The organism is Peribacillus kribbensis DSM 17871 (genome assembly GCF_000430765.1).
GTDB classification, from domain to species: Bacteria; Bacillota; Bacilli; order Bacillales; family DSM-1321; genus Paraperibacillus; species Paraperibacillus kribbensis.
On the sequence record NZ_AUMQ01000022.1, the window covers coordinates 126,008 to 138,935 of the forward strand.

General features: G+C 43.2%; 11 protein-coding genes. 5 read left to right on the plus strand and 6 right to left on the minus strand.

The genetic code is table 11. The annotated features are described in order from the left end of the window. Positions 1-479 precede the first annotated feature (479 nt). A complete protein-coding gene (locus tag H539_RS0102430; RefSeq protein WP_035321808.1) occupies positions 480-1,136 on the minus strand; it encodes a YkyA family protein in 657 nt (218 codons plus the stop codon). A 305-nt stretch (positions 1,137-1,441) separates the two neighbouring features. Between H539_RS0102430 and H539_RS30570 the strand changes: the two genes are divergently transcribed. The 4 genes from H539_RS30570 (at position 1,442) to rnjA (ending at position 4,746) form a co-directional block, all read left to right on the plus strand. Then, positions 1,442-1,585, plus strand: a complete 144-nt coding sequence (locus H539_RS30570) for a YjcZ family sporulation protein (protein WP_081415764.1) — start codon at positions 1,442-1,444, stop codon at positions 1,583-1,585. A gap of 147 nt (positions 1,586-1,732) precedes the next feature. Further along, positions 1,733-2,284, plus strand: a complete 552-nt coding sequence (gene def, locus H539_RS0102445; protein ID WP_026692194.1) for a peptide deformylase — start codon at positions 1,733-1,735, stop codon at positions 2,282-2,284. Between the two features lie 578 nt (positions 2,285-2,862). Next, complete coding sequence (locus H539_RS0102450) at positions 2,863-3,072, plus strand: DNA-dependent RNA polymerase subunit epsilon (RefSeq protein WP_026692195.1); 210 nt, start codon at positions 2,863-2,865, stop codon at positions 3,070-3,072. A 6-nt stretch (positions 3,073-3,078) separates the two neighbouring features. Beyond that, the gene (gene rnjA, locus H539_RS0102455) at positions 3,079-4,746 is read left to right on the plus strand and encodes a ribonuclease J1 (protein WP_026692196.1); all 1,668 of its coding nucleotides are present in this window, start codon (positions 3,079-3,081) and stop codon (positions 4,744-4,746) included. 332 nt (positions 4,747-5,078) lie between these two features. Here rnjA and H539_RS0102460 read toward each other — a convergent pair whose 3' ends face one another. The 3 genes from H539_RS0102460 to H539_RS0102470 form a co-directional block, all read right to left on the minus strand. Next, positions 5,079-5,735, minus strand: coding sequence for a potassium channel family protein (locus H539_RS0102460; protein ID WP_026692197.1), 657 nt, complete (start codon positions 5,733-5,735; stop codon positions 5,079-5,081). Between the two features lie 159 nt (positions 5,736-5,894). Beyond that, on the minus strand, positions 5,895-7,715 hold the full coding sequence (locus H539_RS0102465) for an ABC transporter ATP-binding protein (RefSeq protein WP_026692198.1): 1,821 nt from the start codon (positions 7,713-7,715) through the stop codon (positions 5,895-5,897). 14 nt (positions 7,716-7,729) lie between these two features. Then, a complete protein-coding gene (locus H539_RS0102470) occupies positions 7,730-9,481 on the minus strand; it encodes an ABC transporter ATP-binding protein (protein ID WP_026692199.1) in 1,752 nt (583 codons plus the stop codon). Between the two features lie 433 nt (positions 9,482-9,914). Here H539_RS0102470 and H539_RS27580 point away from each other — a divergent pair, with 433 nt between their 5' ends. Continuing rightward, entirely contained in the window at positions 9,915-10,745 is an 831-nt protein-coding gene (locus H539_RS27580; RefSeq protein ID WP_051348407.1) for a mechanosensitive ion channel family protein, read from the plus strand. 46 nt (positions 10,746-10,791) lie between these two features. Here H539_RS27580 and H539_RS0102485 read toward each other — a convergent pair whose 3' ends face one another. Together H539_RS0102485 and dapD are read right to left on the minus strand one after the other, a co-directional pair. Beyond that, complete coding sequence (locus tag H539_RS0102485) at positions 10,792-11,919, minus strand: N-acetyldiaminopimelate deacetylase (RefSeq protein WP_026692200.1); 1,128 nt, start codon at positions 11,917-11,919, stop codon at positions 10,792-10,794. Between the two features lie 85 nt (positions 11,920-12,004). Continuing rightward, positions 12,005-12,715 carry a 2,3,4,5-tetrahydropyridine-2,6-dicarboxylate N-acetyltransferase gene (dapD, locus tag H539_RS0102490; RefSeq protein WP_026692201.1) on the minus strand — a complete coding sequence of 237 codons (711 nt, stop codon included), beginning with the start codon at positions 12,713-12,715 and terminating at the stop codon, positions 12,005-12,007. Between the last annotated feature and the right edge of the window lie 213 nt (positions 12,716-12,928).

Consider the following 12,928-nt stretch of genomic DNA (forward strand, 5'->3'; position numbering starts at 1 on the left):
AAACAATAACTATCTTTTAAGGACTCATTTTACATCGAATGTCCACACATCTGTTTCATATCAGATTAACAACTGTACTATATTAGATCCCCTCCTGAAAATATTGTCCGGTCACCGACAGGAACTCGTTAAAAGGATAAAAATGCCGGAAGATTCCCTGCAATCTAGGCTCTATACCATACTCTTCTAATTTTTCCTATCGCAGAAAAATTAACCCCTATTCAAGTGAGCTCCATTACTCACAATGTAAGGCGAAATGTCGTTCCGGGAATCGTTTTCGGTTCCTGGTATTTTGCTTTCCCAGGGAGGCCTGCAGGCCTCCCAGGCAGCTTTGCAGGGCCGCAATTCTCTCTTGATAAATAATCTATATGGCTTCAATAGACAAGTTCCCGTCATCCATTTCAGAAAAGGAGTGATCAAATCAAAAAGGTTCGGAATCAGTATATTCCGAACCTTTTTTGGATTATTTTCAGGGCACATCAATTGCTCTTAGATTCGATGGCTTTAAGCAAATCATCCCTGCTGTTGTTGAAATCGGCCGTTAATTTGTTGAAGTTTTCATTCTCCTGTTTTACCTGGTCATACAATCCATTATTTTTCTGGATCTGCGACTGCAGTTCTTCTGCTTTTAAATCCTTTTTCTTCAGCATCCTATAAAGTGTCTCATCCTGGGATAAACTTTCCTTATAAACTTGCACCAGCCTGCTGTGGCTCATGTACCTGTCCTTCATTAGCGTGAATACACGCTCTGTATTTTTCTTGATTTTTTTGTCTTCCATTTGCGGCTTGTTCTCCTTAAGGTTTTCAAACTCCTTTTGCGACTTGCCGAACATCTTGTTTTCCTTGTCAATCTCTTTTCTGCGAAGTGAAAGATTGTCGAGGGCCTGATCCGACAGCTTTGTAATCGCGGCATAATCCTTCATGTCTAGTTGTATAATTTGATTATAGAGGCCGTTTTCCTTTTTTTCTAAATCTGCCAGTGTACTTTGTTCCTTTGAAAACCCGCTTTCAGCAGATTGGATTTTCCCAAACGCCTCATGGACCTTCTCCTCAGCATTTCCACCGCCCATGCATCCGCTGAGGAGCAATCCTGCCGTCAAGGCAATCGTTATGCTTTTTAAAGTTTTTTTCTGCATGCCCCTTTCCCTCCCTGTCATTTAAATATCGAATTATGTACCCGTCATTATGTATGATGCTGCACCCAAGATCCACTCCAAGGTAATCTTTTTAGGTTCAGCCCTATTATAGCATTCCGCAGATAAAAATTAGGTGGACATCCTTTTTACTGGGCGATAGCCTGCACATAAGGACTATACGTGCATAGGCTATAGTAAACCTGATGATGATTCATAGCTCTCTATTCCTTGAATCAGCCTCATTTAAACCTGGATGAAGGCAAAGAATCAATGATCAGGCGATAAAAAGACAGGAGGAATTTCTTATGTACGGTTTTGGCGGATATGGATATGGCGGATGCTGCTATCCGGTTGCTTATGGAAGATGCGGTGGATTCGGAAGAGGCTTCGCTTTACTTGTAGTTCTATTTATATTGCTGATCATCGTGGGTGCATGCTTCCCATTTTAATAAGTCTCATTTACAATAATCATGCGCGGTCCGAGAGTCATTACTCGGACCGCATACGCTTTTAAACCTCTTAATCGGTTAACTTTTACAAATTTATTTGCTACACTATTACTACATATTTTTGCCTTAGTTTTAGGGGGGAACAAAATGATTACAATGAAAGACATCATCAGGGAAGGGCATCCTGCGCTTAGAGAAGTCGCAAAAAACGTAGAGCTCCCTGCCTCTGAAGAAGATAAAGCTACACTAAAGGAAATGATGGAATATATAGAAAACAGCCAAAATCCTGAAACTGCTGAAAAGTACGGACTCCGTCCAGGCATTGGTCTTGCAGCTCCGCAAATCAATGTCAGCAAAAGAATGATTGCCGTGAAGGTACCCGACGAGAAAGGCGGTGTCATCAGCCAGGCTCTGTTCAACCCAAAGATTGTAAGCCATTCCGTGGAAAAGAGCTACTTAACCTCCGGTGAGGGCTGCTTGTCCGTTGACCGTGAAATTCCTGGCTATGTTCCAAGATATGCCCGCATCACAGTAGAAGGAACCAGCCTTGAAGGGGAAAAAATAAAACTCCGCCTAAAGGGCCTGCCAGCTGTTTGCTTCCAGCATGAGATTGATCATTTAAATGGAATTATGTTCTACGATCATATAAATCCGTCCAATCCATTTGCAGCTATCGATGGCATTGCGATCGAGCGCTAATGGTATCTTCGGCCCCCATAATTACCGGGGGCCTCTTTTTTTGGATTTCCATCCTGCCCCTCCCCTCCCAATTTTGAATGTTCACTCTTTTATAAATTCCAAAAACATCCTTATTATTTTTATGCCAGAACGCATAACATACTAGAAATGACTCTATTATTTCCCCTCAAGTAAAAAGTTTTGTTTAATTCCGTGGATACATCAGGTAATATTATAAGTAAGGAGTGATCCGCCATGCTAAAACGATTGCGCAGAAAGCTTGCCGAACAGTGGAAGGATTTACTTAGAAAAAAAACAATTGCATAAAACTTTTTAAAAAAAAGCCCTTCAAAACTTGCGAAGGGCTCTTTCCTTATTGTAAAGTACTTTAGTATATATAAAATTCTGCGTTTAAATATTTTCGCAGTGAAAATAATTGTAAAACATGAAAAATTCCCTTTTTTTCTATATAATATACATAATGATGTGAGTTTCGGAAAAATTGGGTTCTCCCCTGATGCATGAGGGAAGAAAATGACGGTACGAAGCAAATAATATTTATTAAATATATTAAAATAAGGATGTTAGGAGAGAAGGAAATGATTTTTAAAGTATACTATCAAGAATCAGCAAGTGAGGTTCCTGTACGTGAAATGACAAAAACTCTTTATGTAGAGGGAGAATCTAAGCGGGAAGTCATCCGTAAGATATCTGAAAGAAACCATAATATTCAATTTGTCGAAGAGATAAGCGGAAATTATCTTAATTATGAAAAGCAGAATGAAGATTTTAAAGTATTGGAGCTATGATGATTTATGAAATTTGTAAAAAATGACCAGACAGCTGTATTCGCTTTAGGCGGACTGGGTGAAATCGGAAAAAACACATATGCTGTTCAATTCCAGGATGAAATCATATTGATAGATGCAGGTATAAAGTTTCCTGAGGACGAATTGCTTGGAATCGATTACGTGATTCCTGATTATACGTACCTGGTTAAAAACGAAGATAAGATTAAAGGACTATTTGTTACGCACGGGCACGAAGACCACATCGGGGGGATTCCTTATCTCCTGAAACAGATCAACATTCCTGTCTATGGCGGCAAGCTGGCCCTTGGCCTGATAAAAAATAAACTGGAAGAACACGGCCTGCTCAGGCAGACCAAGCTGATTGAGTTCAAGGAAGACGATGTAATCAAGTTCCGTAAAACTTCTGTTACCTTCTTCCGGACCACTCACAGCATTCCAGATTCTTACGGGATCGTTGTAAAAACACCAAACGGACAAATTGTCCATACAGGAGATTTCAAATTTGACTTCACTCCTGTTGGCGAACCTGCCAACCTTACCAAAATGGCTGAAATCGGAAAAGAAGGCGTCCTGTGCCTCCTTTCAGACAGCACCAACAGTGAAATTCCTAATTTCACCATGTCCGAGCGCCGGGTTGGGGACAGCATTCAGGATATCTTCCGTAAAGTAGACGGCCGTGTTATTTTTGCTACGTTCGCTTCCAATATACACCGCCTTCAGCAGGTTATTGAGGCTGCTGTGGAGCATGGACGCAAAGTCGCCGTTTTCGGACGAAGCATGGAAGCCGCAATCGATATTGGTCAGGACCTTGGCTATATCAATTGCCCGAAGGATACCTTTATTGATGCTGCATCCATAAACCGTCTGCCCGCAAACAGGGTGACCATTTTATGTACAGGCAGCCAGGGTGAGCCGATGGCGGCTCTTTCAAGGATCGCTAATGGCACACACCGTCAGATTCAAATCATTCCTGGAGATACAGTCGTCTTTTCATCATCACCTATCCCAGGGAATAATATCAGTGTTTCCCGTACCATTAACATGCTTTCCCGTGCAGGAGCGGAAGTCATCCATGGTCCTCTTAGTGACATCCATACTTCAGGGCATGGCGGCCAGGAGGAGCAAAAGCTGATGCTTCGCCTGATCAAGCCGAAATTTTTCATGCCGATCCACGGTGAGTATAGAATGCAGAAAATGCATGTAAAGCTTGCTGTCGACTGCGGAGTCCAAGAGGAAAACTGCTTTATTATGGATAACGGCGAAGTCCTTGCCCTCAGCGAGGATAAAGCAGCCGTCGCAGGAAAGATTCCTTCCGGAAATGTCTATATCGATGGAAGCGGAATTGGAGATATCGGCAACATCGTATTAAGAGACCGCCGTATTCTTTCAGAGGAAGGCCTTGTAGTGGTTGTCGTGAGCATCAATATGAAAGACTTTAAGATTTCTGCCGGTCCTGATCTCATTTCCAGAGGATTTGTCTATATGAGGGAATCTGGAGATCTAATCAATGACGCCCAGAGCCTTATTGCCAAACACTTGAATAAAGTAATGGAAAGAAAAACAACACAGTGGTCAGAAATTAAAAATGAAATAACTGACACGCTTGCTCCGTTCCTTTATGAAAAAACAAAGCGCAGACCGATGATCCTTCCTATTATTATGGAAGTATAAAAGGAGACCCCCATCAGTAGATGGGGGTCTTTTACTGCATGTAAGGTGTCTGCTTTTCAATTAGTCCAATTGGCTATTAAGATTGATTTTTCATAGTTCCTCAATTATTTGAAAAGCACCGTTCTCCGCTTTTCGTGGTGTCCAGCTCCAAGCTGAGACCCTCGAGTCATAAGCCAATCAGACCATGGGAAGAAAAGCGCTTCCCACGTTCTGCTCGTCTTATGCTTGTCGGGTCTCTGCTTTTCAATAAGACGGGCTTTTAAATTAATTGTACTTCATCAATGTTCTCTATATATTTTTAATTTGAAAAGCACCGTTCTTCGCTTTTCGCTTTAATTCACTTTTTTTTCAAATGCGGTGATGTCTTTGTCGGCTCCGATTACGATGAGGATGTCTTCTTCCTGGATGTAATCTTCGGCGCTTGGGGAGACGATGATATCTTTGTTTCGTTTGATGGCAACGATATTAAGGCCGTATTGTGCCCGAACATTCATTTCTACTATGGAATGGCCGGCGATTTTCTTTCCTGCTTTGATTTCGACGATGGAATGTTCGTCAGATACGGCAAGATAGTCAAGGACACTTGTGTGGACCATGCTGTGGGCAATTCTTTTGCCCATATCCCTTTCAGGGTGGACAATTTTGTGTGCACCGATTTTTTTCAGGACTTTTTCATGATAATCATTCTGTGCTTTGACCGTTATACTTGAGACTCCAAGCTCATTGAGGATAAGGGTGGTTAGTATGCTGGATTGGATATTGTCTCCGATCGCTACAATTACGTGATCGAAATTGCGTATGCCAAGGCTCTTTAACACTGCTTCATCCGTAGTATCGCCGACTACGGCATGCGAGGCAATATTGGCGAATTCGTTGACTCTTTCTTCATCTATATCGATTGCAAGTACATTCATTCCCTGTTCGGACAATTCCCGGCAGATGCTGCCTCCGAAGCGCCCCAGGCCGATAATGGCAAACTCTTTCTTCAATTTATGATCTCCTCCCGAATCGATGCGTATTCTATCCCAGGCTATATGGCCGCCTTCTTATTTTACACAAAATATGAGCCTGTCTGCCAGAAAGGAACAAAACAATAGGGTACAAAGAAAAAAACCGCTCTTCGAAAATAAGAGCGGCTGCTGGTTAGCCTATCCGGCATCCAGCATATTAAACTGTGCTTTCACCAGTTTATAATATTCACCTTTATGGTTCATGAGCTGTTCATGGCTTCCTGCCTCCAGGATGCTTCCCGATTTCAAGACAAATATTTTATCTGCATCCCGGATGGTTGAAAGCCTGTGTGCAATGATGATGGATGTCCTTCCATGAAGAAGTGTTTTTAGGGCTTCCTGGATCTTCATCTCAGTCTCCGTGTCGATACTGGCAGTTGCCTCATCAAGGATCAGGATTCTTGGATCTGCAAGCAGCGCTCTTGCAAAAGATAGAAGCTGCCTCTCTCCTACTGACAGGATGTTCCCTCTTTCCTGGACTTCTGTTTCATATCCATTTGGCAGCCTTTCAATAAATTCATGAGCACCGACTGATCTGGCCGCTGATCGAACTTCTTCATCGGTCGCCTCCGGATTTCCGAACCTAATGTTTTCCATGATGGTACCAGAAAAAATAAATGTATCCTGCAGGACGATGCTGATATTCCTTCTGAGGCTGGACAGGCTCACATCCCTTAAATTATACCCATCGATGGAAACAGCTCCTCCTGTTGGATCATAAAACCGGCTGATCAGATTGGCGATGGTAGTTTTGCCGGAGCCCGTGTGACCGACGAGCGCAATCGTTTCACCGGCCTTCATTTCGAGTGAAATCCTATTTAATGCGGTTCTCTTTTTATCATACGAAAACTCTACATCCCTAAATACGATATGCCCCTTGATTTCGCCCAATTCACGTGCATTTTCCTTTTCCGATACCAGCGGCCTCTCATCCAGAAATTCGAAGATCCGTTCAGATGAAGCCATACCAATCAGCAGCTGATTATAGACCTGGCCCATACGGGATATCGGGTCCCAAAACATACCGAGGTAAAAAGCAAACGAAACAAAAATACCTAGCGAAATGGTTCCATTTTGAATGAGGCTTGCCCCATACCAAATGAGTACGACCGTCCCCACTGCATTGGTCATTTCAACAAGGGGACGGAACATGGCATTTTTCCTCGAGGCTGACTTCCAGCTTTCATAGTTTTCTTTGTTCACTTCATCAAAAAAAGCCATGTTTTCAGGCTCCTGTGTGAAAGCCTGGGTCACTCTGATTCCCTGTATGCTTTCATTCAGGTGAGAATTGAGCTTGGACTGCCTCAGCCTTACAATCTGCCAGCTCCTCCGGATATTCTTTCTGAGGCTCGTGGAGATAAAGAACATAATGGGAAGAATCACCATGATGGCCAGGGTAAGCTGAGGACTTAGCGTAAAAAGAATCACGATGATTCCCAGCAATAAAACCATATCCATCATTAAATTTATAACTCCGTTTGTAAAAAGCTCCTGCAGGGAATTGATATCATTCATAATCCTGACCAGGATGGAGCCGGCCGAACGCTGATCGAAAAATCGGTGTGAAAGCGTCTGTACATGTGTGAACAACGCTTTCCTCAAGTCATAAATGATATTTTGCCCAAGATGATTCATCCATTTCACCCTGTAAATATTGGCGATATAGGAGAGAATGTACAGGAAGGCTAAAAGGCTCACCAATCCTATCAACTGATTCATGTCTTTATTCTTTAAGGCATGATCCAGTGTATATACCCCTATTAATGTCGGTACGATCAATTTGACAGCCGTTGTCAGCAGCACCATAAAAATGGCCTGCGGCAGAAGATTTTTTGAGTACGGCTTGATATAGCCAAGGAGCCGTATCATCTGTTCCCAGTTAAAGGGCTTTTCAATCAATTCCTCTGTAGAATAATGAAACCGTTCCAGCACCCTTGGATTTACCCGTTTTTCCTTCATATTGCCCCTCCCTCTTATCTGGATTCAAGCAGGATCTTTTCTCTATCCTGATACTGTATATTATAGATTCTTCGGTAGAGCCCCTCTTTTTCCAGAAGCTCTGAATGAGTCCCACGTTCAGCCACTTTTCCGCTGTCGAGGACCAATATTTCATCTGCATGCTTAACGGACGAAATGCGGTGCGCAATGATAAAGGTGGTACGTCCCGTCATGACCTCCTGCAGCGCTTCCTGGATCTTAAACTCAGTTTCCATATCCACGGCACTGGTAGCATCGTCCAATACCAAAATGCTTGGATTGATGCATATGGCCCTCGCAATCGCAAGCCTCTGCTTCTGTCCTCCAGAAAGGCCCATCCCCCTTTCACCCAGAATCGTATCATACCCATCAGGCAGCTCCATAATAAAATCATGTGCCTGTGCCCTTTTGGCTGCATCTACGATTCTTTCCATAGACACGTCCGGATTGCCGTAAGAAATGGAAGCTTTTATAGAAGAAGAAAATAAGAATGTTTCCTGCAGGACAAAACCTATGCTGCGCCTTAGGGTTTCGACGGAATAATCGGTGACCGGCTTTTTATCGATGAGGATCTTTCCCTCCTGCGGTTCATAAAAACGGGTTAGGAGCTGCGTAATTGAGGTCTTCCCGCTTCCGGTAGGTCCAATCAGGCCGATTACCTTGCCAGGCTCTGCATGGAAGCTGATATTCGTTAAGGCGGGCTGATCTTCCTCCGTGTATCGGAGAGTAACATTCTGGAATTCTACTTCTCCATTCAACGTACCCTTCTTGATTGGCTCGGAAGCTTCTGTAACTTCTTGTTTCTTACTAAGGATCTCCAGCAGCCTTTCACCTGACGCCTTTGCCTGGGAAAACATATTAATGACAAAACCCAGGTTGACGATCGGCCAGATGATATACCAGACCAGGCTGTAAAAGGCGACTAATTCCCCCAGCTGCAGGGAGCTGCTGATCACAAGATAGCCGCCGTAGGACAGGAGCAGGACCACTGATAAATTGCCCAGAAACTCCATTAAGGGAAAATACTTTGCCCAGATGCTGGAGGCAGCCAGGTATTGGTCTTTATAATCGCGATTGGATGAGTTAAACTTCCCTATTTCAAATTCTTCACGGGAGAGAGATTTCACTGTATTGATACCGCTTATATTTTCCTGTACATTGGTATTCAATCTTCCAAAGGACTTTCTGATTCCCCTGAAAGCCGGGTGAACGGCTTTATCGAATTTATAAACGACAATCACTAAAAAAGGAAGTGAAAGGATCGTGACAAGCGTGAGCGGGACAGAATAAAAAAACATGACTCCGAGACTGATTCCTATCAATAAAAAGAACCGGAGCAATTCAGAAAAGCCATAGGAAAGGAAAAAGCGAAAGCCCTCAACATCCGCCGTCAGTCTTGACATCAAATCCCCGGTTTTGGCGTTATCATAATAGCGGTAAGGAAGATATTGAAGTTTTTCATACAGGGAGTTTCGAAGTTTATAGACGGATAGAATCCCGAATATATCCCCAAAGTATTGATTTATGTATGTTGCAGAGCCCTTTACAGCCATAAGTGCAATAAAGGATACAGCCAAGATTGGAATCCAGTTGTACTTTTTATCCATCACTACATCATCAATCGTAATCTGAAGAAGGATTGGATACAGGACTGTGATGCCCGTAACCAGGAGTAAAAAGGTAAGCGAAATAATAAAATACTTTTTGTACGGCCAATAAAACTGTTTCAGCCTTTTAAAGGTTTCCAAACAGTTTCCCCCTTTCATTTATAAGCAGGCATTCACGGCCTATTTCAATGAACGCGTAATACTAAATATAACGAGTTTCGAAATAATTTTCCACTGTTTTTTTGAAATTTTCCCTATTTTTTAAAAATATGCTTTTTTCTGGAGATAATCCGAATAAATTTGATTCCCTCTGGCGAACCATATATTTTTCCAGCTGAAATCTGCTTTGTTTTTGCCAGGATTGCCTATGTTTAGGTATAGTAGAATGTATTATCAATCTCTCGATGATGCATGTCTGACTGATCAGCCGGAAAAAGCATTTCTTTCCGGAAAAGTATAAAATTGGGCTATCTGCTGCGCATAAAGGTCCTTGAATTTTTTTACCATGTTGATGTACGTTAATAACTAAGAGTTTTAAATAGCTTAATGGGCTGAAGAAAGGTGATAAGATTTTATGCTGGATTACGCACAGGGGAACCATTTCATACAAGGTCTTGAAAAATTTGATTACGGAGCAATGGCCATTAGTTTCGGGGTGATGGTACTCAAGATCCTGGCGATCATTATTATTCTTTATGCAGTCAGGGCAATTGCTTTAAAAATCATACATAAAAGCTTCCGCACGCTTCAGTCCGGAAAAAAGGTATCTGCCGCAAGGGTCAGAACCTTAGAAAGCCTGACACAGAATGTAGCCGGCTATGTCTTTATTTTTATCTTGATTGTAACCATCCTGCAAGTACTGGGAATTAAAGCAACTGCTGTGCTGGCCGGAGCAGGGGTAGTTGGCCTTGCAGTCGGATTCGGGGCGCAGGGGCTGGTCAGCGACGTGGTCACAGGTTTCTTTTTGCTCCTTGAGAGGCAGGTAGAGGTCGGAGAGCATGTCACCATCGGGAATTTCACAGGGATCGTCGAGCAGATCGGACTTCGGACCACTCTTATCAGGGGCTTCGACGGCACCCTGTATTTCGTTCAAAACCGGGGAATCACAAACGTAAGCAACCATTCCAGAGCCAATATGAAGGATGTCATAGATGTCATAGTCCCCTGCCGGCATAACTTGGATGCTGCCCAGGAGCTTGTCCAAAAAGTATTTAATGACTATAAGAACGAAAATACGGCGATTTTGGACGGGCCAAGTGTCATTGCAGAAGAGACTCCAGGCAAGTCGGACAACAGCCTGAGAATCCTCGCAAGAGTGGTCAGCGGCCAGAGGAATGAAATAAAGGAAAAGCTTTTACAGCTTCTCCATGAAACACTGCAGACCCATCAAAATGAAATACAATAAACATGCACAAGGCTGTCTCGCATCATAGGAGACAGCCTTGTGCATGTTATTGATTGGCTTTGAACTCCAGGTAATTTACCGCAAGTCCTATAGCCTTTTCAATTGCTTCTTCTCTAGGATTAAGCTTTGAATGATGAAGGCCAAATGGGGAATCTACTCCAAGCCAAAACATGAATCCCGGGATTTTTGCGGTCATGAAGCCGAAGTCTTCTCCTGTCATTGCTTCCCGGCATTCATGCACATGGATTCCTTCCTGATTAGAGGCAAAATCCATGAACTCCCTGGTCAGCTTCTCCTCATTAAAGACCTGGTGATACATGGCACCGTAGTCAAGGGAGGCAGTACATTGGAAGCCCTCCTCGACTCCTTTGAGAATCTGTTCAATCCTTTGTTTAACCTTTTTCATATTTTCATCAGAAAACGTCCTGATTGTTCCTTCCAGACGGACCGATTCAGCTATTATGTTCTGCGCAGTACCTCCCAAAATCCTGCCAAGTGTAATAACAGCAGAATCAAGAGGATCTACATTGCGGGAAATGATAGTCTGGAGCTGGCTGATCAGATGGCCGGCAGCCACGATCATATCATTGCTGAGATGCGGGTATGCTGCGTGGCCGCCTTTCCCTTTAAGATCGATATATAATTCAGAGGTATTGGCAAACAAGATGCCCTCCTTAACAGCGATTGTACCGGCTGGATATTCAGGAGCTATATGAAGGGCAAATATCATATCCGGCATCCATCTGGCCATGATGTCCGATTCAAGCATGGGCTGGGCACCGCCTGGTCCTTCCTCTGCAGGCTGAAAGATGAAAAGCAGATCATCCTGTACAGGGTGATGCACAAAATGAGTCAAAACTCCAAGTGCAATACTCATATGAAAATCATGTCCGCAGGCGTGCATTCTGCCTTCATGGGAGGAGGCAAACTCCAGCCCTGTTTCTTCCGTAATGGCAAGGCCATCCATATCTGTCCGATAACCAATAAGCTTCCCGGGGTTCTGTCCTTTTACTTTTACAAAAAGACCCGTCTTCCAGGTCTCGATCTCCATCCGATCTGCCGGAAGGGTTCCAAGGTAATTAAGAAGGTACTGCTGTGTCTTATATTCCTGAAACCCAAGTTCAGGAATCATATGAAGCTCTCTCCTAATTGCAACAAAAGGATTCATTTCCATAGCCGCTGCCTCCCCATTTCGTTCCTACTTCAAAATATTAAGGGCCAGGCTCTAAAAGGAGCCGGCCCCATTAAGAAAATCTAAATTACAGCTGACGAAGCTCTTGTTTGATCTCTGTTTTAGATTTGGTTTTCTCATCGATTTCTTTGATGACTCGTGCTGGAGTACCGGCAACGACTGTGTATGGAGGAACATCCTCAATGACAATCGCACCAGCTGCAACAACCGCACCCTTACCAACAGTAATACCTTCTAATACAACAGCATTGGCGCCGATTACTACATCATCCTCCACAACCACTGGCTTTGCAGAAGGAGGCTCAATAACACCAGCCAAGACAGAGCCTGCACCAATATGGCAGTTCTTTCCTACAGTAGCACGGCCGCCTAGAACCACATTCATATCAATCATGGTACCTTCACCGATGACTGCACCGATATTGATGGATGCACCCATCATAATGACTGCGTTATCCCCGATTTCAACCTGGTCACGGATAATCGCACCCGGCTCAATGCGCGCCTTAATATTTTTCATATCAAGAAGAGGAATCGCAGAATTGCGGCGGTCATTCTCTACCACATAATCCTCAATTTTAGACTCATTCGCAGTGATTGCTTCCTGGATCTCAGCCCATTCACCAAATACAACTCCCGTATTTCCGGTCACAAACACCTTGGAAGCTTCCCCGAAATTAATCCCTTCAAGATCTCCCTTTATATAAACCTTAACAGGCGTAGACTTCTTGCTATTTTGAATAAAAGAAATAATTTCATTAGCGTCCATCATCTTCACTCTACAACTTCCTCCTAATATGTATCCAAATTTCGCCCCTGGACCGGCTGCCCCAAAAAACCAAAACAGCCTCACTCCACAAGCCTATCATTTTTTTACTTTAACAAACTAAAAAGGTAAATTCAACAATTAAAAGCGGAAAGCGGTGCCTTCCTTCTCTATACTTTATTATAGCTCCATGTTTTCATCAACTTATTAGAATATCCTACCTTA